21 protein-coding genes are annotated in these 22723 nt (G+C 57.0%); 15 read left to right on the top strand and 6 right to left on the bottom strand.

Going from position 1 to position 22723, the window contains the following annotated elements; genetic code table 11:
* Nucleotides 1-6 precede the first annotated feature (6 nt).
* Nucleotides 7-378 carry a DUF2459 domain-containing protein gene (locus tag Y5S_RS19095; RefSeq protein WP_052041382.1) on the bottom strand — a complete coding sequence of 124 codons (372 nt, stop codon included), beginning with the start codon at nucleotides 376-378 and terminating at the stop codon, nucleotides 7-9.
* Nucleotides 379-520: 142 nt separating this feature from the next.
* Between Y5S_RS19095 and Y5S_RS04055 the strand changes: the two genes are divergently transcribed.
* The 3 genes from Y5S_RS04055 to Y5S_RS04045 all read left to right on the top strand — a co-directional run bounded on the left by Y5S_RS04055 (nucleotide 521) and on the right by Y5S_RS04045 (nucleotide 2281).
* The gene (locus Y5S_RS04055; protein WP_035230587.1) at nucleotides 521-871 is read left to right on the top strand and encodes a VOC family protein; all 351 of its coding nucleotides are present in this window, start codon (nucleotides 521-523) and stop codon (nucleotides 869-871) included.
* Between the two features lie 118 nt (nucleotides 872-989).
* A complete protein-coding gene (murI, locus tag Y5S_RS04050; RefSeq protein ID WP_035230586.1) occupies nucleotides 990-1784 on the top strand; it encodes a glutamate racemase in 795 nt (264 codons plus the stop codon).
* A gap of 89 nt (nucleotides 1785-1873) precedes the next feature.
* Nucleotides 1874-2281, top strand: coding sequence for a VOC family protein (locus Y5S_RS04045; protein ID WP_035230585.1), 408 nt, complete (start codon nucleotides 1874-1876; stop codon nucleotides 2279-2281).
* 55 nt (nucleotides 2282-2336) lie between these two features.
* Here the strand turns inward: Y5S_RS04045 and Y5S_RS04040 are convergent, their stop codons facing one another.
* Entirely contained in the window at nucleotides 2337-3599 is a 1263-nt protein-coding gene (locus Y5S_RS04040) for a 6-phosphofructokinase (RefSeq protein ID WP_035230584.1), read from the bottom strand.
* A 274-nt stretch (nucleotides 3600-3873) separates the two neighbouring features.
* Between Y5S_RS04040 and Y5S_RS04035 the strand changes: the two genes are divergently transcribed.
* Nucleotides 3874-4398: a hypothetical protein gene (locus Y5S_RS04035; protein WP_035230583.1), complete on the top strand. Its 525-nt coding sequence runs from the start codon at nucleotides 3874-3876 to the stop codon at nucleotides 4396-4398.
* Between the two features lie 156 nt (nucleotides 4399-4554).
* On the opposite strand, the gene Y5S_RS04030 is transcribed toward Y5S_RS04035, so the two are convergent.
* Both Y5S_RS04030 and Y5S_RS04025 read right to left on the bottom strand, forming a co-directional pair.
* The gene (locus Y5S_RS04030) at nucleotides 4555-5448 is read right to left on the bottom strand and encodes a response regulator transcription factor (protein WP_035230582.1); all 894 of its coding nucleotides are present in this window, start codon (nucleotides 5446-5448) and stop codon (nucleotides 4555-4557) included.
* On the bottom strand, nucleotides 5445-8795 hold the full coding sequence (locus Y5S_RS04025) for a hybrid sensor histidine kinase/response regulator (protein ID WP_035230580.1): 3351 nt from the start codon (nucleotides 8793-8795) through the stop codon (nucleotides 5445-5447). The genes Y5S_RS04030 and Y5S_RS04025 overlap by 4 nt, the downstream gene beginning before the upstream one ends.
* Nucleotides 8796-9135: 340 nt before the next feature.
* Here Y5S_RS04025 and urtA point away from each other — a divergent pair, with 340 nt between their 5' ends.
* From urtA to Y5S_RS03980, 9 genes are all read left to right on the top strand, one after another.
* The gene (urtA, locus tag Y5S_RS04020; protein WP_035230578.1) at nucleotides 9136-10392 is read left to right on the top strand and encodes an urea ABC transporter substrate-binding protein; all 1257 of its coding nucleotides are present in this window, start codon (nucleotides 9136-9138) and stop codon (nucleotides 10390-10392) included.
* Between the two features lie 120 nt (nucleotides 10393-10512).
* Nucleotides 10513-11439 (top strand): urea ABC transporter permease subunit UrtB, encoded by a 927-nt coding sequence (gene urtB / locus Y5S_RS04015; protein WP_035230577.1) that lies wholly within the window; start codon nucleotides 10513-10515, stop codon nucleotides 11437-11439.
* A gap of 9 nt (nucleotides 11440-11448) precedes the next feature.
* Complete coding sequence (urtC, locus tag Y5S_RS04010) at nucleotides 11449-12591, top strand: urea ABC transporter permease subunit UrtC (RefSeq protein ID WP_035230575.1); 1143 nt, start codon at nucleotides 11449-11451, stop codon at nucleotides 12589-12591.
* The gene (urtD, locus tag Y5S_RS04005) at nucleotides 12588-13337 is read left to right on the top strand and encodes an urea ABC transporter ATP-binding protein UrtD (protein ID WP_035230573.1); all 750 of its coding nucleotides are present in this window, start codon (nucleotides 12588-12590) and stop codon (nucleotides 13335-13337) included. The genes urtC and urtD overlap by 4 nt, the downstream gene beginning before the upstream one ends.
* 21 nt (nucleotides 13338-13358) lie before the next feature.
* Entirely contained in the window at nucleotides 13359-14048 is a 690-nt protein-coding gene (gene urtE, locus Y5S_RS04000; protein ID WP_035230571.1) for an urea ABC transporter ATP-binding subunit UrtE, read from the top strand.
* Between the two features lie 29 nt (nucleotides 14049-14077).
* Entirely contained in the window at nucleotides 14078-15124 is a 1047-nt protein-coding gene (locus tag Y5S_RS03995) for an aliphatic amidase (protein WP_035230569.1), read from the top strand.
* Between the two features lie 23 nt (nucleotides 15125-15147).
* Nucleotides 15148-16158: an AAA family ATPase gene (locus tag Y5S_RS03990; RefSeq protein ID WP_231552619.1), complete on the top strand. Its 1011-nt coding sequence runs from the start codon at nucleotides 15148-15150 to the stop codon at nucleotides 16156-16158.
* 226 nt (nucleotides 16159-16384) lie between these two features.
* On the top strand, nucleotides 16385-17614 hold the full coding sequence (fmdA, locus tag Y5S_RS03985; RefSeq protein WP_035230670.1) for a formamidase: 1230 nt from the start codon (nucleotides 16385-16387) through the stop codon (nucleotides 17612-17614).
* 18 nt (nucleotides 17615-17632) lie between these two features.
* Complete coding sequence (locus Y5S_RS03980) at nucleotides 17633-17962, top strand: zinc ribbon domain-containing protein (protein WP_035230565.1); 330 nt, start codon at nucleotides 17633-17635, stop codon at nucleotides 17960-17962.
* 168 nt (nucleotides 17963-18130) lie between these two features.
* Here Y5S_RS03980 and Y5S_RS03975 read toward each other — a convergent pair whose 3' ends face one another.
* The gene (locus tag Y5S_RS03975) at nucleotides 18131-19153 is read right to left on the bottom strand and encodes a lipase secretion chaperone (protein ID WP_052041381.1); all 1023 of its coding nucleotides are present in this window, start codon (nucleotides 19151-19153) and stop codon (nucleotides 18131-18133) included.
* A gap of 45 nt (nucleotides 19154-19198) precedes the next feature.
* Nucleotides 19199-20149, bottom strand: coding sequence for an esterase/lipase family protein (locus tag Y5S_RS03970; protein WP_035230563.1), 951 nt, complete (start codon nucleotides 20147-20149; stop codon nucleotides 19199-19201).
* 179 nt (nucleotides 20150-20328) lie between these two features.
* Here Y5S_RS03970 and Y5S_RS03965 point away from each other — a divergent pair, with 179 nt between their 5' ends.
* Both Y5S_RS03965 and mpl read left to right on the top strand, forming a co-directional pair.
* Nucleotides 20329-21132, top strand: coding sequence for a helix-turn-helix domain-containing protein (locus Y5S_RS03965; RefSeq protein ID WP_035230561.1), 804 nt, complete (start codon nucleotides 20329-20331; stop codon nucleotides 21130-21132).
* 53 nt (nucleotides 21133-21185) lie between these two features.
* Nucleotides 21186-22538, top strand: a complete 1353-nt coding sequence (gene mpl / locus Y5S_RS03960; RefSeq protein WP_035230560.1) for a UDP-N-acetylmuramate:L-alanyl-gamma-D-glutamyl-meso-diaminopimelate ligase — start codon at nucleotides 21186-21188, stop codon at nucleotides 22536-22538.
* Nucleotides 22539-22723 lie beyond the last annotated feature (185 nt).

The raw sequence follows: 22723 nt of genomic DNA, 5'->3' as shown, positions 1-22723 counted from the left end.
AAGGAGTTATTCAGAGACTCCCTGTTGCTTGCTATCCAGGCACACTGCCTGAATGTCGCCGTGTGGTAATTCTGAAGGATGATGGTTCAGTGCCGCGACATGCAGGACGCTCCGGGTTGGCCAGAGCATGGCTCGCAGCAGCAGCCCGGCACTATTGTCTTTGCGATAGAACGCATCATCCCCCCAGCCGAACTCGAAATAATGGGGAGCATCAAAATGGGAAGACAGGAACATCAGGGAAGGGGACAGGTGTTCAGCGGGGAATGCCACGCCGGTGTGCCAGCGATGGCGAATCACCAGTATGGTGGTGGCATCACTCTCGGCCTGTGCTGAGAGCGGTAACCAAAAGCAAATCAGGAGCGACAATAACCGTGGCATAACCCAGTGTAGCAACTCCCGGATTCGCGAATCACTTCCTGGATATGACAGGCCTGCGGATGTTCTGTTAAGCGGGGGCATGGATGATGGATATAGATAACCCAAACCTGAAGGAATCTGGATTTGAAAACAGGAGAGCGCAATGAAAGTCATGCGGATTATGGCGAACACCCGAACCGGTGATCCGGAGAAAGTCGACGCTTTTTATGGCGGGATTCTGGGGCTGGAAATGCTGATGGATCATGGCTGGTTCCGTACCTATGGGTCGGATGAAACCATGCGGGTACAGGTCAGTTTTGGTTCTCAGGGTGGATCGGATACCGAGGTCCCGGACCTGTCTATTGAAGTGGATGATCTGAGCGAAGCCCTGGCGCGTTTTCAGCAGGCAGGAGTGGAGATTCTCTATGGGCCGGTGGACGAGCCCTGGGGCGTCAGGCGTTTCTTTGTGCATGACCCCTTTGGCAAGCTGCTCAACATTCTGCAGCATTTGTGAACCCGGTGGGGGTGGGGTGACAGTGCAGGTGTCGCAGAGTACGCCTTTATCCGGTGGCTAAGGTACAATCGGCTCTCTTTCCATCGTGACAGTACCGCAAGGCGCAAGACAACCTGGTATGACGCTCTCATCGCCCATTGGCATTTTCGACTCCGGCATTGGTGGCCTGTCTGTGGCTCGTGCGGTCCGTGAGCGTTTGCCTGGCGAAGATATTCTTTATGTCGCCGATTCACGCCATGCCCCCTATGGCGACAAGTCAGATGCCTTTATCCGTGATCGCATGCATATGATCACCGATTTTCTGCTGGCACAGGGTGCCAAGGCGGTGGTGGTGGCGTGTAATACCGCCACCACGGCGGCCATTGCCGAGCTGCGAGAGGCGTTCTCGGTACCCATCATTGGCGTGGAGCCCGGGGTGAAGCCGGCTGTAGAGGCTACTCGCACCGGGGTGGTTGGCGTATTGGCGACACCGCGCACCTTGCAGACCCATTCCTTTGAAAAGCTGGCGGCGCGTTTCAGTACGGATGTCACGTTGTTGGTACAACCCTGTCCGCAGCTGGTTCGCCAGATTGAAGCGCTGGACTTTGATGGGGATGAGACCAGGGCGTTGCTGCGTGAGTACTTGGCTCCGTTATTGTCTGAAGGTGCCGATACCATTGTTTTGGGGTGTACTCACTACAACTATCTGGCCGAGCAAATCGCGGCAGCTGCTGGACGGGATATCACGATTATCAGCACCGAGGACGCCGTGGCCCGAGAGGTTGGCCGACGGCTTGATATGGCTTCCTTGCTGGCCGCCCGAGAAAACGGCGGCCAGGGCAAATTTTTCACCAGCGGCGATACCGGGTTGTTCCGCCGTCAGCTGGATTGCCTCTGGGGAGAGAGTGCAGTGCTGGACCTTTTCGAAGAATAAATCGGCCCCCTGTCGAAATCCTGCCTCAAGATTCGATTACTGGGTGATAGCAAAGCCGTTTTGTCCACTTCACTCTCAGGAGAGCCAAGATGTCCCGTATGCTTTTTGTCAATTTGCCGGTGGCAGATCTACCCGCCTCAATGGCGTTCTATGCTGCGTTGGGCTTTGAAAATAATCCGCAATTTACCGATGAGACAGCCGCGTGCATGGTCTGGAGCGAAGCGATTTATGTGATGCTGCTGACGCACGAAAAATGGCGGACTTTTACTGACAGACCGATTCCTCCCTCTCATTCCAGTGAAGTGATGCTGGCGCTGTCTCATGAAAGCCGTGACATTGTGGATGCGGTAAATGAGGCGGCGGCACGGCATGGCGGCAGTGCGGATATCAATCCCCGGCAGGATCTGGGTTTCATGTATAGCCGCAGCCTGGCGGACCCGGATGGCCATGTCTGGGAGATGATGTGGATGGATATGTCTGCCATGGAGAACAGCTAACCACACAGCAATAAAAAAGCCCCGCATTGCGGGGCTTTTCATGATCAGGTCTGGATCAGACCTCGAACACGTCGTTCAGTTTCTTCGCCACCGGCACCAGCTTGAGCTTGGCAAACTGCGGCAGGCCGTCTTTGTATGGAGGGTAGGACTCACCACCGATCAGCGGCAACAGATACTCGCGTGCGGAGGGGGTGATGCCGAAGCCATCCTTGCTGATGAACTTGCGCGGCATGGCCTTTTCCACGTTGGCCACTTTCTTCAGCGGCGCTTCGCCGATGGTCCAGCTGTATTTCTTGGTCTTCTTGCGCTCGACGGTGGGCATCACCGCGTTCTTGCCGGCGACAGCGAATTCCACGGCAGCACGGCCTACGGCATAGGCCTGCTCCATGTCGGTGGCAGAACCGATGTGGCGGGCGGCACGCTGGAGGTAATCACTTACCGCCCAGTGATACTTGTAACCCAGCTCGTCTTTCACCATCTGGGCAATCACCGGGGCAACGCCACCCAGCTGCTTGTGACCGAAGGCATCGGTGGTGCCAGCGTCCGCCAGGAAGGTGCCGTCTTCGTAACGGGCGCCTTCGGATACCACGATCACACAGTAACCCACCTTCTTCACAGTGGCCTCGACCTTCTTCATGAAGGCCGCCTTGTCGAAGGCGATCTCCGGGAACAGGATCAGGTGCGGGGCGTCGTCAGCTTCTTCCTTGGCAAGGCCTGCGGCGGCAGCAATCCAGCCAGCGTGACGGCCCATCACTTCCATCACGAACACCTTGGTGGAGGTGGCGCACATGCTGGCAACGTCCAAAGCTGCTTCGCGGCAGCTCACGGCGGTGTACTTGGCGACAGAACCGAAGCCCGGAGACACATCGGTGAAGGGCAGGTCGTTGTCCACGGTCTTGGGCACGTGGATGGCCTGGATCGGGTAGCCCATTTTCTCGGACAGCTGGGATACCTTCAGGCAGGTGTCGGCGGAGTCGCCGCCACCGTTATAGAAGAAGTAACCGATGTTGTGGGCCTTGAACACCTCGATCAGGCGCTCGTATTCGCGCTGGGAGGTTTTCAGATCCTTGAGCTTGTAGCGGCAGGAGCCGAAGGCGCCACCGGGGGTGTACTTGAGCGCTTCGATGGCGCTTTTGCTTTCCTTGCTGGTGTCGATCAGTTCTTCGGTGAGGGCACCGATGATGCCGTTACGGCCAGCATAGACCTTGCCGATGACATCCTTGTTCGCGCGGGCGGCTTCGATCACGCCGGCCGCGGAGGCATTGATGACAGCGGTAACACCGCCGGACTGAGCGTAGAAAGCGTTTTTACGCGCCATGTGACAGACCCCTTGATTCGATTTGTGGGCATTCTAGCGAAGGCGGGGCGGAAACACACCCGATGTTGTCGGACGACACAGGAGCAAGTTGCAAGTTTCAAGATTCAAGGCGCGTCTTGCGTTACGAGTACCCCACCGTTGTTCCCCGCGTTCAAACACCTGGCGCGGCGGGAGACTTCCCGGCTAACCACTACGCCTGCATCGCGTTGAAACTTGCAACTTGTCACTTGCTCCTCTCTTGCCTTTCCCTCCCGCTCTGGAAGAATAGCCCCCCATGAAAGCATTGATGACCCTGTTCTGGCGGCTGGCGATTTTTCGGGCCGGGCCAGAGGATACGCCTTATTCCCCCGCCATTCTGGCGCTTGTGATGATGATCTGGACCGGTTTACAGCTGGTAGTCGGACTGGCCCAGAGCAATTTGCCGGCTGCGCTGCTGTTGGGAAGCCAGTGGCTGGCGCTGACGATTCTGCTGATGGGCACCCTAGTGCTGTTGTCCTTCAAGGGGCTTGCCGGCCGATGGCTGCAGACCGCTACTGCACTGGTGGGTGTCGATGTGGTGCTGTCCATTGTGAATCTGCCGTTGCTGGGTGTGGGAGTGTTGCTTGGCGGCGCTACCGGGGGGCTTGAGGTGTTCTATCTGTTGCTGATCAGCTGGCAACTGGCTGCCCAGGCATTTATCTTTCACCGCGCTCTCAATGTGGGCCCCTTTCTTGGTCTGGCAATTTCGATGATGTTGCTGGTAGTTAGTTACGGCACTGTTGTGACGGTGTTGCCTGAGGTGATCGTCCCGGCTGGGTAGCCCAAGACTGCTCTGGTGCAGAGGCGGGGCAGGTTCCCAAGTCGGTAAGTCCAGTTACGGGAAGCGAGTTTCAAGTCGCGAAAACCTGAAACATGAAGGTAGGTCGCGCTCGGGTTTTGCCTTTCGCAACTCGTTACTCGTACCTCGAAATAGCTTTCAATACCGTGTCAGATACTGAATCACCATCGCCGCGGCAGCGGTGCGGTTCTCTACTCCCAGCTTGCGGAAGATCTGTTCCAGGTGCTTGTTCACCGTGCGTGGGCTCAGTTCCAGGATCTGGGCAATTTCCCGGTTGGTCTTGCCGTGGGCAATCCACACTAGCACCTGGGCTTCGCGTTGGGTCACATGCAGGGAGTTCTTGAGCAGTTCCAACTCTGCATCACTGTCCACGTGCAACAGGCGGAACAGATGCTCACCAGCTTCTGACTGTCCCAGATAACGGAGTTGAAGATTGCCCGGAAGTTGGTTCAGTTGCTGGCCGGGGTCAGGCTGGTGGCGGAGCCACTGCCCGACCTGTTCGGAAAGCTGTCCACGCCCGACACCGGTTTTTTCCAGCAGCTGGTCTACCTGGGGGGTACCCCAGCGCCATTGACCAAGTTCATCCGTGGAAAAACTGCTCTGACCGAGTCGATCCAGGGCGGTATGGGCGCTTTGCGTCATGCGTGCGTTATTCAGGTGCACACGGATACGGGCGATCAATTCGTTTGGCCGCACAGGTTTGGTGACATAATCCACGCCGCCGGCTTCCAGGCCGCGCACCACATCTGTGCTCTCGGTCAGGCCGGTCATGAAGATCACCGGTACCGACGACAGCACCGGGTTCTGTTTGAGGCGGCGGCAGGTTTCGAACCCATCCAGGTTCGGCATGATGGCATCCATGAGAATCAGGTCGGGGGTCATTTTCTCGGCAATCCCCAGCGCTTGTTGACCTTCCAGCGCCACCAGTGCGGTTAGCCCTGCCTGATCCAGAGCCTGATGAATCATGCCAAGGGAATCCGGAGAGTCGTCCACGACCAGAATCAAATCCTTGCGTTGTTGGGCAGCGTTCATGCGGCAGTCTCCAGCAGGCGGATCACCGCCTGAAAATCAAACAGGGTCAATCGGGAATCCAGATCAACGGCGAGGGAAGCGGGAAGCAGCCCCTTCGCCTTGGCGTCATCAAGCCGTTCGCGCAGGGCGCTGAGGTGGCCAATTTCCGCTAGCGCCAGCAGTTCATCGCGGAGCGACTGATCCAGGGGGGGCGCCGGCTCTTCGGCGATGGGGATCCGTTTTGGCGGAGCGCTGTTCTGGTGTAACCAGGTCAGGCTCAGTTGCCGAGCCAGGCAGTCCACCAGCGCATTCAGCTTGAAGGGCTTGGTCAGGTAATCGTTGTGAAGGCCATCCGGAATATCCGGCTGGTTTTCCCTGGCGTTGCCTGAGAGCATGACGACCGGCCCCCGGTATCCCTGGCGGCGAATATGCTGAGCGGTTTCCCAGCCGTTCATTCCCGGCATGGAAATATCCATCAGGATCAGATCGGGATAGATATGCCGCGCCATCTGCATGCCGGTTTCCCCATCCGGAGCTTCATTGATGATGAATCCCAGCGGCGTCAGCAGGTCACTGATCAGGCCGCGATGGGAGGGGTCGTCATCGATGACCAGCAGGCTCTTGCGTTCGCCGGTATAGCCAATCACCGGGGTACGTTCATGATGAACAGGATCGGGGCCGGTAAGGCGCGATAGCATCACCGACAGGCGGAACTCGCTGCCCAGGCCAGGCGTGCTGCTGACCTGGATGTCGCCTCCCATGATGTCGGCCAGCAACTTGGTAATGGTGAGTCCGAGTCCTGTGCCATGGACACTGGGAATGCCGGGCTTCCTTACCCGTTCGAACGGCCGGAAGATGCGTTGCAGATCTTCCTCATCAATGCCCACGCCGGTATCTGCAATACTGAATTCCGCGACCTGGTTGCGATAGCGGAAGGTAAGAATGACCTGGCCTTCGCGGGTAAACTTGATGGCGTTGGAGAGCAGGTTGATGAGAATCTGGCGCAGTCGTTTTTCATCGGTGGTGACCCAGTTGGGGATGGGGGTCTTGCTGCGGAATTCGAATCCGATGCCTTTGTCTGCGGCCTGCAGCTGGAACATGGTGACCAGTTCATCAATCAGCTCAGGCACACACACCTGATTGCGATACAGCTCAAGGCGTCCGGCTTCGATTTTGGAGATTTCCAGCAGTCCTTCAATCAGATCCGACAGATGCTCAGTGCTGCGGCGTATTGCCCCGATAGCATCGCGCCGGTTCTCCGGAATGGTCGGGTCTTGCTCCAGCAGCTGGGCATAACCGAAGGCGGCATTGAGTGGTGAGCGCAGCTCGTGGCTGAGGCCGGTGAGATAACGGCTCTTCGCCTGGTTGGCGGCTTCCGCCAGTTCCTTGGCTTTTTGCAGTTCCCGGTCGGTCTTTTCGTGGGCCTTGATCTCTTCCATCAGCATGCGGGTTTGGCGGCGACTTTCTTCCTGGGCGACCACACGGCTTTCATGAGCCAGTACAAACAACCAGGCAATCACACCGCTAATAATGATCAATATGGCGAATACCTTGGTCAGGGTATCGGCCATGAGGGTCTGAACAAGGTGATCGCTGACCGGGATCTGGTAGTAAACCAGTGCGAGGAAGCCGCTCATGATGAGGGTGATGGTCATCAGCAGTCCCAGGAAATGGCCTAGCCGTGAGCGCAGCTGATTGATGAGTGGAGTGGGCAGGAAGCCGCCCACCCACACCATCATCTGCTCTGAAACGCGTGCATTGGTTTTACAGCTGTCATTGCAGCGCGCATCCAGTGAACAGCACAGCGAACAGATCGGACCGTTGTAGGCGGGGCAGAAGGCCATGTCTTCGCGGTCGAAGGTGTGTTCGCAAATACAGCAGGCGTGGCCTTCCAGCTCCCGGGTGGAATCCGGCGTGCGGGCAATGTAGTAGCGACTGCGCGTCAGTATTGCCAGCAAGGGGGTGGTAATGAAGGTGCTGGCCAGCGCGATGAACGAGGCAAGGGCATGCACCGTTTCTCCCCACAGGCCGGTCATGGCACTGAGGCCAATACCAGTGGCAATCAGCATGGAGCCAAAGCCAACCGGGTTCAGGTCATAGAGGTAGGCGCGCTTGAATTCGATGTGTTTCGGGCTCAACCCCAGCGGCTTGTTGATCACCAGATCCGCCACCAATGCACCCATCCAGCCCACGGCCACCATGGCATAACTGCCGAGAATGGATTCGAAGGCCCGGTAGATGCCGATCTCCATCAGCACCAGGGCGATCACCACATTGAACACCAGCCAGACCACCCGCCCGGGGTGGCTGTGGGTGAGCCGGGAGAAGAAGTTGGACCAGGCAATAGAGCCGGCATAGGCGTTGGTCACGTTGATCTTGAGCTGCGACAGGATCACGAAGACCCCCGCCAGTGCCAGCAGCATGGTGGGGTTGGTGGTGATGTGACTAAAGGCCACCAGGTACATGTGCATGGGTTCCTGGGCCTGCTCCAGGGGCAGGCCATGGTAGAACGCCAACACCGCGAGGAATGAACCGGCCAGCACTTTCAGGGCGCCAATGACGGTCCACCCCGGGCCGCCGCACAACAGTGCCAGCCACCACCGGAACCGTTTGCCTTTATTCGCTTCGGGCATGAAGCGCAGGAAGTCCACTTGTTCGCCAATCTGCGCTACCAGCGAGAACAGCACCGTGGCCCCGGCACCAAACATGATCAGGTTGAAATCACCGGTCTTGTTGTTGAGTCCCTCGAAGGAGGCCCAGCGGGGCAGGGTGGAAGGGTCTTGCAGCAGAATGAAGACAAAGGGAAGCAACTGAAGAAACACCCATACCGGCTGGGTCCACAGCTGGAAGCGGGTGAGGGTGGTAATGCCATGGATCACCAGGGGAATGGCCACCAGAGAGCTGACCAGATAGCCGATGGTGGGCGGTATTCCGAACAGGATTTCCAGTGCCATGGCCATGATGGCAGCTTCCAGCGCGAAGAAAATGAAGGTGAACGAGGCATAGATCAGTGAGGTGAGAGTGGAGCCGAGATAGCCGAACCCTGCTCCGCGGGTGAGGAGATCGATATCCACACCATAGCGGGCAGCGTAGTAACTCACCGGCAGACCGAGCAGAAAAATGACCGCCATCACAGCCACACAGGCGGCGACCGCATTGGTGAAGCCATAGTTCAGAGTAATGGCTCCGCCGATGGCTTCCAGTGCCAGAAAGGTCACTGCACCGACGGCAGTGCCCGCTACCCGACCGGCAGACCAGCGTCGTGCACCCTTGCCGGTGAAGCGCAGGGCGAAGTCTTCCAGGGTCTGGTTGGCAACCCACTGGTTATAGCTTCTGCGTACCCGGAATATGCGCTGCTCTATGGCCATGTCAGTACCGTTGTCGGCAGCGGAAATCCCTGTCGCGGATGCCGTGGGGAATATCATCCGGGCGACCTTGCCCGGCAAGTCCCTGAAGAATATGAACTTTGTTCATCTCTGTTTTGTAATGCATATATCGTGCCCGCCTGTATACGCGCATCAGGGTAAGAGGCTTTGCAATGGGCGGGTATGCGTCAAATGACGTAGTGCGATGGCGCAATCACCGAATGGGAGGAAAAGGGGCAGATTCACATACTCGTTGGCGAGGGACACATCGTGCTTCCCGTGAATTTCGCTGATGAGGGGTAAACCATGAAATTGAGCAAAACCCAAACGTCCACGGTAAACCATGAAATTGAGCAAACCCCAAACGCCCCCCCGCCGGTCGTCCTGGACGCGCCGGCACCTGCTGGGGGGCTTGATGGCCCTGCCGGCGCTGTTCGCCTTGTCCAGCAATGCGCTGGCAAGTGAGGTCAACACCACCGGGCTGGCGGTCACCGATGACACCGTGAAGGTGGGCATCCTGCACTCCATCACCGGCACCATGGCCATCAGTGAGACCGGTTCGGTACAGGCCGAGAAGCTGGCCATCGAGCAGATCAATGCTTCTGGCGGTGTGCTCGGTCGCCAGATCGAGTACATCCAGGAAGATGGTGCCAGTGACTGGCCTACCTTCGCCGAGAAATCCCGCAAGCTGCTGGTGAACGACAAGGTGGCCGCAGTATTCGGTTGCTGGACCTCCGCTTCCCGTAAGGCGGTACTGCCGGTGTTTGAGCAGTACAACGGCATGCTCTATTACCCGACCTTCTATGAGGGCCTTGAGCAGTCTCCCAATGTGATCTACACCGGTCAGGAAGCGACCCAGCAGATTCTGGCGAGCATCGACTGGCTGGCCAAGGAGAAGGGCGCCAAGACCTTCTACCTGCTCGGCTCTGACTACATCTGGCCGCGTACCTCCAACAAGATTGCCCGCAAGCACATCGACAAGCTGGGTCTGAAAGTGGTGGGCGAAGAGTACTACCCGCTGGGGCACACCCAGTTCAACTCCGTGATCAACAAGATCAAGCTGAAGAAGCCTGATGTGATCTTTGCTTCTGTAGTGGGTGGTTCCAACGTGGCCTTCTACAAGCAGATGAAAGCGGCGGGTGTGGATCTCACCAAAGAGAAGCCACTGCTGATGACCATCTCCGTGACCGAGGATGAAATCCTAGGTATTGGCGGTGAGAACGTGGAAGGTGCCTACGCTTCCATGAAGTACTTCCAGAGCCTGACCAACTCCAACAACGAAGCCTTCGTGAAAGCGTTCAAGGAACGCTGGGGCGATGACATCGTGATTGGTGACGTGACCCAGGCTGCCTATCTCGGCCCCTGGCTGTGGAAGGCTGCGGTAGAAAAAGCCGGCTCTTTCGATATCGAAAAAGTCCAGGCCGCTTCTCCCGGCATCGAGCTGACCACTGCGCCTGAGGGCTATGTGCGCATCCACGAGAACCATCACCTGTGGTCCAAGGCGCGTATTGGCCAGGCTCAGACCGATGGTCAGTACAAGGTGATCTACGAAACCGAAGAGCTGATGGAACCGGACCCGTTCCCGGAAGGCTACCAGTAAGCACTTGCGTTAACCGGTGCCCAGCTTGATAGGGCACCGGCTTTTCCTTCAACGAATTCTTTTCTGTCTTGCCGACTTTCCTGATCGCAGTAAGCCAATCACTGTTTGGGAGTACCTGCCATGTTCGCTGACTATTCCATGCCGGAGCTGATGTCCATCTTCGCCATGCAGGGGTTTGCCGGCCTGTCGCTGTTTTCCATCTTCGTACTGATGGCGCTGGGGCTGGCGATTATTTTTGGGCAAATGGGCGTGATCAACATGGCCCATGGTGAGTTCATGATTCTGGGTGCCTACACCACGTATCTGACTGCCCAGGTGTTTGAAAGTGTCATGCCCGGTTTATACGGGGGTTATTTCTTTGTGGCCATGATCCTGGCCTTTGTTGTCACCTTTGCACTGGGGGCATTGGTGGAATGGTTGATGATACGGCATCTCTATCATCGGCCGCTGGATACCTTGCTGGCCACCTGGGGCCTGAGCCTGATTCTGCAACAGACCTACCGCAGTGTGTTTGGTGCCCGTGAAGTGGGTGTCAGCCTGCCGGACTGGATGATGGGCTCCATTGCCGTGACCGACCTGGTGGAAATTCCCATCAATGGTCTGTTCGTGATGGTGTTGTCGCTGCTGATCGCCTTCGCCGTTTACCTGTTGATGTTCCGTTCCGGTTGGGGCCGTCAGGTCCGCGCCGTCGTGCAAAACCGTCCCATGGCCGAAGCGGTGGGTATCGACAGTGGCCGGGTTGACCGGGTCACCTTTGCGCTGGGTTGCGGTATTGCCGGCGTGGCAGGCAGTGCTTTCACCATGATCGGTTCCACCGGTCCGACTTCCGGACAGCTGTATATCGTGGATACCTTCCTGGTGGTGGTGTTCGGTGGCGCCCAGAGTCTGCTCGGCACCATTGCCTCTGCCTTCACCATTTCCCAGGCCCAGTCCACCATGGAGTTCTTCCTGAGTGGTTCCATGGCCAAGGTTCTGACCCTGCTGTTTGTGGTCGGCATTCTGATGCTGCGCCCGCAAGGCCTGTTTGCCCTGAAAGTGCGTCGCTAGGAGGCTGCCATGAAAGCGAATCTTTTCTTCGAATGGTTGAAGTCCCGCGAGGGCATCTACTATCTGCTGCTGGCCTTGCTGCTGGTGGTGGTCTTCCCGCTGGCGCTGGATTCCTTCCGCCTCAACATGGTCGGCAAATACCTGACCTATGCCTTCGCGGCGCTGGGGCTGGTGTTGTGCTGGGGGCGCAGTGGCATCCTCAGTCTGGGGCAGGGGATCTTCTTTGGTCTGGGTGGTTACTGCATGGCCATGTTCCTCAAGCTGGAAGCGTCCAGTCCGGAGAACACCGCCATTCAGTCTACGCCGGGGATCCCTGACTTCATGGACTGGAACCAGCTCACCGCGCTGCCTTGGTTCTGGGAACCCTTCCACAGCTTCTCCTTCACCCTGATTGCGGTGCTGGCGGTGCCGGCCTTGTTGGCCTTCATCATCGCGGTGGCCATGTTCAAGCGTCGAGTGGGTGGCGTGTACTTTGCCATTATCACCCAGGCTATTGCTGCCATCCTGACCATCCTGATCATCGGTCAGCAGGGCTTCACCGGGGGCGTTAACGGGATTACCGATCTGCGTACCCTGATGGGCTGGGATATCCGTACCGATGAAGCCAAGACCCTGTTGTACTTTGTCTGTGTGGGCATGTTGTTTGTCTGCCTGATCGTGGGCGCCTGGGTAATGCGCAGCAAGCTCGGCCGCATTCTGCTGGCCATGCGTGACCAGGAAGACCGGGTGCGTTTCTCCGGTTATGACGTGGCGTCCTTCAAGATCTTCGTGTTCTGCCTGGCGGCCATGTTTGCCGGTATCGGTGGTGCCATGTTCACCCTGCAGGTGGGCTTCATGTCTCCCTCGTTCGTGGGCATCGTGCCTTCCATCGAGATGGTGATCCTGTGTGCGGTGGGTGGCCGGAACTCCTTGCTGGGTGCCATCTACGGTGCGCTGATCGTGAATGCCGCCAAGACCTTCTTCTCTGAATCCTTCCCGGAACTGTGGCTGTACGGCCTGGGCGTGTTGTTCATCGCCGTGGTGCTGGCTTTCCCGGATGGTCTGGCGGGTCTCTATCGCCGCTATGTGATGCCGCTGGAAAGCAAGCTGCCGGCAATGCTGCGTCGCAGTGCCAGCACCGCACCAACCTTGCCTGTGGAGGAAGCGAAATGAGCCCGAGTAAACAAGATTTCATTCTGGCCGTAGAAGGCCTGACGGTGTCCTTCGATGGTTTCAAGGCGGTCAACGATCTGTCGCTGTATCTGGAGCCGAAAGAGATCCGCGTCATCATCGGCCCTAACGGTGCCGGCAAGACCACGGTACTGGATCTGATCTGCGGCAAGACCAAGGCTACTGAAGGCTCCATCAAGTTTCAGGGCAAGGAGCTGACCAAGATGAGCGAGCACGGCATTGTCCGTGCCGGGGTCGGGCGAAAGTTTCAGAACCCGTCGATCTATGAAGATCTCACCGTGTTTGAAAACCTGGAAGTCTCCTATCCCGCGGGTCGCTCAGTGATTGGTGCACTGGCTTTCAAACGCGATGCAGAGGTGATCAAGGCGGTGGAGGAAGTGGCGGAAACCATCTTTCTCACCGAGATGCTTCATCAGGAAGCGGCGCTGCTCAGCCATGGCCAGAAGCAGTGGCTGGAGATTGGCATGTTGCTGATCCAGAAGCCGGACTTGCTGATGCTGGATGAGCCGGTGGCGGGCATGTCCGTGGCGGAGCGGAAAAAAACCGCAGAGCTGCTGCGGGTGATTACCGAGAACCACACCGTGCTGGTGATCGAGCATGACATGCAGTTTGTCGGTGATATCGCCGATCGGGTCACGGTGATGCATCAGGGCAAGGTGTTGTCCGAAGGTTCCATTGATCACGTCAAACAGGATCCGAAAGTCATCGAAGTCTATCTGGGACACTGACGCTTAGGCGAGGTACTGAATATGTTGAACGTATCGAATCTGCAGGTGGCTTACGGCCAGAGCACCATCATCAGCGACATGAATCTGAGCATCGCGGAGAACGAAATTGTGGCGGTGGTGGGGCGCAACGGCATGGGCAAGACCACGCTGATGAAATCCCTGATCGGGATGGAAAAAATGCGCGGCGGCAAAGCCGAGCTGGATGGCCAGGATCTTTCCTCCCTGAAAAGTTTTCAGCGGGTCAAGGCGGGGCTGGGTTTTGTGCCCCAGGGGCGAATGATCTTTCCGACCCTGACGGTAAAGGAAAATATTGAAACCGGCCTGGCGGCAGTGGGGGAAAAGAAAGTGCCGGAGGATCTGTATGAACTGTTCCCGGTATTGAAGGAAATGCAGAACCGCCGTGGCGGTAATCTGTCCGGTGGCCAGCAACAGCAGCTGGCCATCGCCCGCGCCCTGGCGACCCGGCCCAAGGTGTTGCTGCTCGATGAGCCCACCGAAGGGATCCAGCCTTCCATCATCAAGGACATGGCTAAGACTCTGAAACGCATCCGTGACGAGCGCGGGTTGTCCATTGTGGTATCCGAGCAGGTGCTGAGTTTCGTGATGGATGTGGCTGACCGGATTCTGGTGATCGAGAAAGGCAAGATCGTCCACGAAGAAAGCGGCGACGATGTGAACCAGGAAAAGATTGCTGCCTACCTGGCGGTGTAATTCCTCAACCGTAGAAAGGAGAGAGAACCATGCGACACGGGGATATTTCCAGCAGTCACGATACGGTGGGTGTTGCGGTAGTTAACTACAAGATGCCGAGGCTGCATAGCAAAGCCGAGGTGCTCGACAACGCCCGCAAGATTGCCGACATGATCAAGGGTATGAAGCAAGGGCTGCCGGGCATGGATCTGGTGGTGTTTCCGGAATACAGCACCATGGGCATCATGTACGACCCGGATGAAATGATGGAGACCGCCGCCACGGTGCCCGGGGATGAAACCGCCATCTTTTCGGCGGCCTGCCGTGAAGCCAACACCTGGGGGGTATTTTCCCTCACCGGTGAGCGCCATGAAGAACATCCCGCCAAGGCGCCCTACAACACCCTGGTGTTGATCAACAATGAAGGCGAGATCGTCCAGAAATACCGCAAGTGCATTCCTTGGTGTCCTATCGAAGGTTGGTATCCCGGTGACACCACCTATGTCACCGAAGGCCCCAAGGGGCTGAAGATCAGCCTGATCATCTGCGACGACGGCAACTACCCGGAAATCTGGCGGGACTGCGCCATGAAAGGTGCCGAGCTGATCGTCCGTTGCCAGGGTTACATGTATCCGGCGAAAGAGCAGCAGGTGATGATGGCCAAGTCCATGGCCTGGGCCAATAACTGTTATGTGGCGGTGGCAAATGCCACCGGTTTTGATGGCGTGTACTCCTACTTCGGCCACTCCGCGCTGATCGGTTTTGACGGCCGCACGCTGGGGGAATGTGGCGAAGAGGATATGGGTGTGCAGTATGCACAACTGTCCGTGAGCCAGATCCGCGATGCCCGCGCCAATGATCAATCCCAGAACCACTTGTTCAAACTGCTGCACCGTGGCTACACCGGTATGCATGCTTCCGGTGATGGCGACAAGGGCGTGGCAGATTGTCCGTTCGACTTCTATCGCACCTGGGTGATGGATGCGCAGAAAGCGCAGGAAAATGTGGAAGCCATGACGCGTTCTACTGTTGGAGTGGCGGAATGTCCGGTGGGTGAGTTGCCCGTGGAGGGCAAAGAGAAAACGGCAGGTGGCTGATGCCCTTCATCAATGAGCAGCTGATGACGAACAAGGAGGTGGCAGATCGGCAGCGCTGGTCTGTCGACCCCGGTCGCCAGAGCCGTTTCCTGTTCGACCCGGCTGACGTCATGGCTCGCCTGCGGGCGCGCATCGTCGGCCAGGCTCATGTGCTGGATAGCATCGACAACATGCTGCAGGTGCTCAAGGCGGATATCGGTGCAGCGGACCGTCCGTTAACCGTGCAGCTGTTTGTCGGGCCTACCGGTGTCGGAAAGACGGAAACCGTCAGACTGCTGGCGGAGGCGATTCATGGTAGTGCGGATGCGGTGTGCCGCATCGACATGAGTACCCTGGCCCAGGAGCACTATGCGGCCTCGCTGACGGGCGCACCGCCTGGCTATGTGGGCAGCAAGGAAGGGCAGACCCTGTTCGATGTGGATGCCATTACCGGCAGCTTCAGCAAACCCGGCATCGTGCTGTTCGATGAACTGGAGAAGGCCAGCCCGGAAGTGGTGCGGGCCCTGTTGAATGTGCTTGAACGGGGGCGCTTGAGATTAAGTGCGGGCAACCGGGAAATTGATTTTCGTAATAGTCTGATCTTTATGACCAGCAATGTGGGTGCCGCTCAAGTTTCCCGACTGAGTCGGCAGCAGCAGCGACGCTGGTGGAGCTGGGGCAACGCCCGGCAGCAAATCCACGATGTGGTTGATCAGGCCCTGCATCAACGCTTTGATCCTGAGTTCCTTAACCGTATCGATAACATTATTACCTTCAATCCCCTCGCCAAGGACTTGAGCGAACAGCTTCTCGATATCGAGCTGGATCGACTTAACCGTCGACTGCAAAAGCGAAAGGCGCTACTGAGCCTGGGAGAGGGCGCGCGCCGTCATCTTTGCCGTCCGCTTGATGCCCGCTTCGGTGCCCGTGAGATGGCACGGCGGGTACGCAATGAACTCTCGCCCCCGTTGGCGAGGGTGATGCTGGATTACCCCAAAGCCGATACGTTTGAAGCGCGAATGGAGGGTGGTGCGCTTATCGTGATTCCGGTGTAGACCGCCAATCTGCCAAGGCACAAAAAAGCCCGCCCGGTTTTCCTGGCGGGCTTTTTTTGTGTCAGGCATTTCCACACCGGGTGCGATTCAATACGTCAAATGACGTACCCCGAGTGGGACATGGGCGAATGGTGAGAGGTGGATCTTTTTCCGATAGTGAACTGGCAACGACGGGAATACCGCGATGAAGGTAAATCCCAGTGGTCAAACCGGAGGAGAGCTCACCATGGCTGAAACGATTATCAAGATTGACCTGAACCAATCGCCTTACGAAAACGAAAACATCCATAACCGCTGGCACCCGGATATTCCCATGGCCAAGATGGTCAAGCCGGGTGACGATTTTATCCTCGAATGCCATGACTGGACCGGAGGCCAGATCAAGAATGATGACTGCGCCGACGACGTGCGCGATGTGGATCTCTCCCAAGTCCATTTCCTGACCGGCCCGGTGGGCGTGGAAGGGGCTGAGCCTGGTGATCTGCTGGTGGTGGACATTCTCGATATTGGCACCTTTGAAGAAAGCCAGTGGGGCTTCAACGGCTTCTTCTCCAAGCAGAACGGCGGTGGCTTCCTGACCGAACACTTCCCGGAAGCACAGAAGTCCATCTGGGATTTCAATGGCATGTTCACCAAGTCCCGTCATATTCCCAATGTGGAATTTGCCGGTCTGATTCACCCCGGCCTGATCGGCTGCCTGCCTTCCAAGGATATGCTGGATGAGTGGAACAGCCGTGAGAAAGAACTTTACGACACCGAGCCTGACCGTGTGCCGGGCCTGGCCAACCTGCCTTACGCCGACACTGCCCACATGGGCAAGTTGTCTGGCGATGCCAAGGCCAAGGCCGCGGCGGAAGGCGCCCGTACCGTGCCACCCCGTGAGCATGGCGGTAACTGTGATATCAAGGATCTCTCCCGCGGTTCCCAGGTGTACTTCCCGGTCTATGTGAAAGATGCCGGTTTGTCCGTGGGCGACCTGCACTTCAGTCAGGGTGACGGCGAGATTACCTTCTGTGGCGCTATCGAAATGGCCGGCTGGATTCACCTGCGGGTGAACATCATCAAGGGCGGAATGGAGAAGTACGGCATCAAGAACCCCATCTTCAAGCCCAGCCCCATGGCGCCCAAGTATGACGACTACCTGATCTTTGAAGGTATCTCCGTGGATGAGCAGGGCAAGCAGCACTACCTGGATGTGCATGTGGCCTATCGTCAGGCCTGTCTGAATGCCATCGAGTATCTGAAGAAGTTTGGTTACACCGGTGCTCAGGCCTACGCCTTGCTCGGTTGTGCGCCGGTGCAGGGGCATATCAGTGGCGTCGTTGATGTACCCAATGCCTGTGCCACCCTGTGGCTACCCACGGATATCTTCGACTTCGATATCAAGCCGGGGATGGACGGGCCGCAGCATAGCGTCGCCGGCAGCACCGACGTTCCGCTATCAAAAGACAAATAAGCAAGAGAGGAGCTGATCATGCCGCTTTATGATTACAAATGTTCCGAGCACGGCCTGTTCCACGATCTGGTGCCGATGCAGGCCTCTGGGGAATGTGCCCCCTGTCCCACCTGCGGTGCGCTCTCCGCCCGGGTGATCATGGTGGCGCCGGAGCTGCTGGATATGGCACCGGAACGGCGCCAGGCCTTTGAACGGAATGAGAAGGCAGCCCACGAGCCTCGTCATGGCAACAAGCACTCAGAGAAAGAGCAGGGCTGCTGTCATCACAAGCGCAAATCCAAGCTGTTCTACACCGCGGAAGGCAACAAGATGTTCCCGTCGGCACGGCCCTGGATGATCAGCCATTGATTGCTATTGATCTACGGCAGTAAGGCGTCAACGGCGACGCCTTAACCTTCCCTTGCGGGCAACTGGATGTTGCCCGTTTTTTTCTGCTTTGCGCTTCTTGCAATATGCCAAAAGTTCCTTGAGCTAGCGATCTTTCAGAAACGAGCTGGCCGTGAAACCCTTGAGCCTCTATGGAGAAGACTGGATGCGTTCCAGGGCCGATATGCGCTGTTGCTCTGCTTCGTTGAAAAGCGTGCTACGCAATTGCTCAAGCTGTTGTTGTTGATCTTGATCAGATAAACCCGACATCTGGATTTTTTGGCGCTGCTGCTGATAGTCATCTACTTTCCGCTTCCAGTTATTCCGTTGCCGGGACAGCTGTTGTAATCGCAATGCTGCGGCATCCCCAAACTGTTCCTGATGCAGGGCAAAGAGATCGGTTTCGTCGCCACCGGATTCAATAAGGGCTTGTTCGCTCTTCTGCAGAGTTCGCAGCTGGTGTTGTTGCTGATATTGCCTTGCGAGATGTTCTGGTTGAGTTTGCCGCAGGGTGGTCAGGGCCAGCTCTTTTTCCTGATCGCTCAGTTCAGAGGCAAGAATATCGTGACGCTGGAGACTGTACTGATCATAGCGATCTTCATCGGCAAAAAAGCTGGAAGCGTGGTCGGCCCCCAGGATGTCGTCGCGCAAACGCTGCCGTCGTTGCAGCTGATCGCGAATGTTGCTGTCATTGGTGGCGGCAAAATCACCGCTGGAAAATGCTCGTAAATAATGCTGGTAGCTATCATGTAGCGTAGTCAGTTCGCGTGCTGCGGTTTCTCCTGCGGTACCGGAGGCCCACTGCTGCAGCAACGAGCGAATCTGTTGTTCTGGAATTTCACCGGAGAGGGAGAGGAAATAATCCAGGATAGCCTTGCTGTTGCTATCAACGATCAAATGTCCTTGCCTGTCTATATTGAGCTTTGCAGGAACCTGGGTGTCAGCCAGCGATGTGGTTGCCAATATCCTGTTAACGGAGATGGTTGACGCTTCATCTTGTGCACTTTCCTGAACCACTCTTTGGGAACCGGTAGTGGGCGAACGTCCTTCTCTGATCTCGTCTGACTCTGGATATGAAAGCGAAGATGTAGCTGAGTCAGGCTTTTTTAATTCAATGATGATGGCAACCAGCGAGATCAACACTATGCTGGATAAAGCCAGATATTTTTTCATGGCCAACTCCTGTATCAGGCGGGGCGATACCCCGCCTGATGTTTTTTACAGACCAGCGTTTTTCAGACGGTTGGCATGATTGCGATACAAGGTCTTGGGGTCGGTTTCCCAACCCAGTAACCCGAATAGCTGACGTATAGCGTCGGCATGATTGTGGTTGTAGTTATGACGAATCGGCTTGCCCAGATACATGCCACAGACGGGCAGTACGCCATCGTGCTGTTCATCATCAAAGGCCAGCTTGGTGACACTCACCAGCAGGCTGTCAAAGGGATCCAGCAGGTTGGTTTGCACGCCATCGCCACCCCAGGACCAGTAGCGGACGCCGTTGACGTTGTGTGTTCCTTCCCGGCCACAGGCCGTGGTCGGCATGGCTTGCGGATAGCGCTGATTGAATTCAGCCATCCCCTGGGTGGTAGAGTCGGCAAGCACGGCAGAGGCTGACTGGTTGAGCGGGTTTGGGCCACCGGAGGCGGCTTCCCACAGACCGGCAAAGGCAAAGGTAATGGCATCGCCAAGGCCTTCGACGATGCCGCCTTCCGGCATAATACCGCGAATCACATCAGCGACTGGAGTGCCGCGGTTTTCGCCATGTACGGAAGTGACAGAAGCGACAAGCTCCGGCCTGACGGCTGCCACGTAGCGTGCGGTGGGGGCACCCTGAGAATGGGCGATGATATTGACCTTTTGTGCGCCGCTGACGGCAAGATAATTTTCAATTTGTTGAATGAGTTCTTCGCCGCGATATTCGTTGCTCTGCATCCCGCTCACATTACTTTCGTAGACGTCGGCACCGTAGTCTCTCAACTCGTCAGCGATGCCATAAAAGTAATCAATCCCGGCAATCTCATCGAAGGCGATGATGCCGCCAACCATCACTATGGGGTAACGGGTTTCTGCGTAGTGTTTGTCTTTGCCAAACCACCAGGCACTGGCCGGGTTGCTGGCTATGAATATCAACAGGGCTGTGATCAGCCGGTTCCTTTTGCTTGTCATGGTGACTCTCCGTCGTTGTTGTTTTCTGTGTGGCCGGCGCCGGGCCATTTTTTTGTCGACGGGAACACTCTAAAAAAGATGTCTGGTAGCAAACTTGTAAGAAACCGTGTAGGTATACATATTGTTCTGCTCTGTGCCTGATTTTGTGATGCATCGCACGCTGCGTGAGAAAAACAATAATGAATCACTCAGAAACGCTGCCTACAACGCTGTATCTGTGGCCTCAACGCACCCTCTTTCTGGGTTACATTGGGCCGCTCGCTCCGCTGAATATTGGTGCTCACACACTTTTGGTGGGTGTCGATCAGGGAATTCCGGTCACCGTGGGTGATCGGACTATAGTGTCCGACAGGTTGCTGATTCCTGCCGGTACCAGCTTTACTGCCTCGTCGAACGGTGGGCGAATTGGTTGTTGTTTTCTGGACCCGATGGGCAGGGACTTCCGTTTTCACAAGAGCCGTATGCGGGAGGAAGAAGCGGGCCTGTTTGTGGCCGATATCGAGGGTGACCTGCAACACCAGATCCTGGCGCAGCTACACGATCAGCAGGCCGGTGCGGCGCAGGCGTATAGCAAGCTTGCAGGGGTGTTGTTCCCGGCAGGCGATGAAGTGGTTGCGGATTTTCGCGCTGATGAGCGGATCGCCGAGGTGATTTCCCGCATTCGCAGTGATCCTTCCGATAACGTGTCCAACAACACGCTTGCGGATGCGGTGGGATTGTCGGGCGACCGTCTACAGCGACTGTTCAAGGAAGTGACCGGTGTGCCTATTCGCCGTTACCGACTCTGGCACCGACTCTTTGTGACATCCTCCATGATGGCGCTGGGAAGCAGCCTGACGGATGCCGCCCTCGCGGCCGGGTTTTCCGACTCGTCGCATCTCACGCATGCTTTCAAGAGTATGTTGGGGATGAGTCCTTCAACGGTGCTGCGTCGTTCCCAGCAAATCCGGATTCTGGTGGGCCAGGGTGAGGGCTTCACCTGAGGTCGGCTTCCCGCTATGGTGCAGGGGTTTATTCACTTGGCAGTCAGGCATCCATGCATATTCATATTCTCGGCATCTGTGGCACATTCATGGGCTCGCTGGCCCAGTTGGCTAAAGCTCAGGGCCACCGGGTCACGGGCAGTGATCTGAACGTTTATCCCCCCATGAGTGACCAGCTGGAAGCCGCGGGCATTGAACTGATCCAGGGTTATGACGCGGAGCAGCTGGAACCGGCACCGGATCTGGTGGTGATCGGCAATGCGCTTAGCCGAGGCAATCCGGCGGTGGAAGCGGTACTGGACAAGGGGCTGGCGTATACCTCTGGAGCTCAGTTGCTGGAAGAGGTGGTGCTGCCCGGTCGATGGGTGTTGGCGGTGGCAGGAACCCATGGCAAGACCACCACCAGCTCCATGCTGGCATGGATTCTTGAACATGCCGGCTTGAATCCCGGTTATTTGATTGGTGGTGTACCTGGCAACTTTGGTGTCTCGGCTCGTCTTGGTGAGACACCGTTCTTTGTGGTGGAAGCGGACGAATACGACACCGCCTTCTTCGACAAGCGCAGCAAGTTTGTACACTACCGGCCGCGCACCGTGATTCTGAATAATCTGGAATTCGACCACGCGGATATCTTCGCCGACCTGGCCGCTATCCAGACCCAATTTCATCATTTGATTCGTACCGTGCCCTCCACTGGCCGATTGATCCTGCCGGAAGGCGAAGCCGCTCTGGAAGAAACCCTGGAGAAGGGTTGCTGGAGTGAAGTGGAGCGTTTCGGTGAAGAGACGATGCTGGGCTATCGGCTCGACAAGGAAGATGGCTCAAGCTTTACCGTGCTGGAAAACGGAAAGCCGGTGGCGCAGGTGAACTGGGGCCAGACCGGCCGCCACAGTGTTAACAACGGCATGGCTGCGCTTCTGGCCGCGCGCCATGTGGGTGTTACCCTGCCTGATGGGGCTGCAGCACTGTGCGAGTTCGAAGGCGTAAAACGTCGCATGGAATTGCGTGGCGAAGTGGGTGGTGTGCGTGTCTACGATGACTTTGCCCATCACCCAACCGCTATCGCTACTACGCTTGATGGGTTGCGTCGCAAAGTGGGCGAAGGCCGCATCCTGGCGATCATTGAACCGCGCTCCAATACCATGCGCATGGGCAGCCACAAAGCCGCCTTGGCTGGCAGCATCGTGTCTGCCGATGAAGTGATCTGGTATCAACCACCGGGACTGGACTGGTCACTGGATTCGGTGCTGGAAGCATCCTCCGTACCGTCGTCAGTCAGCGAGTCCCTGGACGACATCATTGCCCGCGTGGTGGCTCACAAAGGCGAATCGCTGGATGTGGTGGTGATGAGCAATGGTGGCTTTGGCGGTATTCATCAGAAGTTGCTGGATGCGTTGGCGGGGTAAACGCCTCACGCTTCACGCAACACGCATCAACACGGGATGGCTTGCTGTGTACTGGCAGGCCGTGCCCGCGTTTCAATGACCTCTACCTCTGATCTGTGTCAGTTTTCCAGTCGGGCAGGGGTTGGAGTTGAAAGTTCAAAGTTTAAAGTTGAAAGGCGCGGGGTAGCATAGGCGGAACCTTCAAC

Origin of the sequence: Alcanivorax nanhaiticus (assembly GCF_000756665.1) — a bacterium.
GTDB lineage: Bacteria > Pseudomonadota > Gammaproteobacteria > Pseudomonadales > Alcanivoracaceae > Alcanivorax > Alcanivorax nanhaiticus.
This window is presented reverse-complemented; position numbering and strand designations above follow the sequence as displayed.

Bases quoted from the DNA above. Each gene is read 5' to 3' on its own strand.
- Y5S_RS03980 (WP_035230565.1), top strand. From the start codon at position 17,633: ATGCCGCTTTATGATTACAAATGTTCCGAGCACGGCCTGTTCCACGAT.
- urtB (WP_035230577.1), top strand. From the start codon at position 10,513: ATGTTCGCTGACTATTCCATGCCGGAGCTGATGTCCATCTTCGCCATG.
- Y5S_RS03975 (WP_052041381.1), bottom strand. From the start codon at position 19,153: ATGAAAAAATATCTGGCTTTATCCAGCATAGTGTTGATCTCGCTGGTT.
- Y5S_RS04040 (WP_035230584.1), bottom strand. From the start codon at position 3,599: ATGGCGCGTAAAAACGCTTTCTACGCTCAGTCCGGCGGTGTTACCGCT.
- Y5S_RS19095 (WP_052041382.1), bottom strand. From the start codon at position 378: ATGCCACGGTTATTGTCGCTCCTGATTTGCTTTTGGTTACCGCTCTCA.
- fmdA (WP_035230670.1), top strand. From the start codon at position 16,385: ATGGCTGAAACGATTATCAAGATTGACCTGAACCAATCGCCTTACGAA.
- urtD (WP_035230573.1), top strand. From the start codon at position 12,588: ATGAGCCCGAGTAAACAAGATTTCATTCTGGCCGTAGAAGGCCTGACG.
- Y5S_RS04025 (WP_035230580.1), bottom strand. From the start codon at position 8,795: ATGGCCATAGAGCAGCGCATATTCCGGGTACGCAGAAGCTATAACCAG.
- Y5S_RS04045 (WP_035230585.1), top strand. From the start codon at position 1,874: ATGTCCCGTATGCTTTTTGTCAATTTGCCGGTGGCAGATCTACCCGCC.
- murI (WP_035230586.1), top strand. From the start codon at position 990: ATGACGCTCTCATCGCCCATTGGCATTTTCGACTCCGGCATTGGTGGC.
- Y5S_RS03970 (WP_035230563.1), bottom strand. From the start codon at position 20,149: ATGACAAGCAAAAGGAACCGGCTGATCACAGCCCTGTTGATATTCATA.
- Y5S_RS03990 (WP_231552619.1), top strand. From the start codon at position 15,148: ATGACGAACAAGGAGGTGGCAGATCGGCAGCGCTGGTCTGTCGACCCC.
- Y5S_RS03995 (WP_035230569.1), top strand. From the start codon at position 14,078: ATGCGACACGGGGATATTTCCAGCAGTCACGATACGGTGGGTGTTGCG.
- Y5S_RS04035 (WP_035230583.1), top strand. From the start codon at position 3,874: ATGAAAGCATTGATGACCCTGTTCTGGCGGCTGGCGATTTTTCGGGCC.
- mpl (WP_035230560.1), top strand. From the start codon at position 21,186: ATGCATATTCATATTCTCGGCATCTGTGGCACATTCATGGGCTCGCTG.
- Y5S_RS04030 (WP_035230582.1), bottom strand. From the start codon at position 5,448: ATGAACGCTGCCCAACAACGCAAGGATTTGATTCTGGTCGTGGACGAC.
- Y5S_RS03965 (WP_035230561.1), top strand. From the start codon at position 20,329: ATGAATCACTCAGAAACGCTGCCTACAACGCTGTATCTGTGGCCTCAA.
- urtA (WP_035230578.1), top strand. From the start codon at position 9,136: ATGAAATTGAGCAAACCCCAAACGCCCCCCCGCCGGTCGTCCTGGACG.
- urtE (WP_035230571.1), top strand. From the start codon at position 13,359: ATGTTGAACGTATCGAATCTGCAGGTGGCTTACGGCCAGAGCACCATC.
- Y5S_RS04055 (WP_035230587.1), top strand. From the start codon at position 521: ATGAAAGTCATGCGGATTATGGCGAACACCCGAACCGGTGATCCGGAG.
- urtC (WP_035230575.1), top strand. From the start codon at position 11,449: ATGAAAGCGAATCTTTTCTTCGAATGGTTGAAGTCCCGCGAGGGCATC.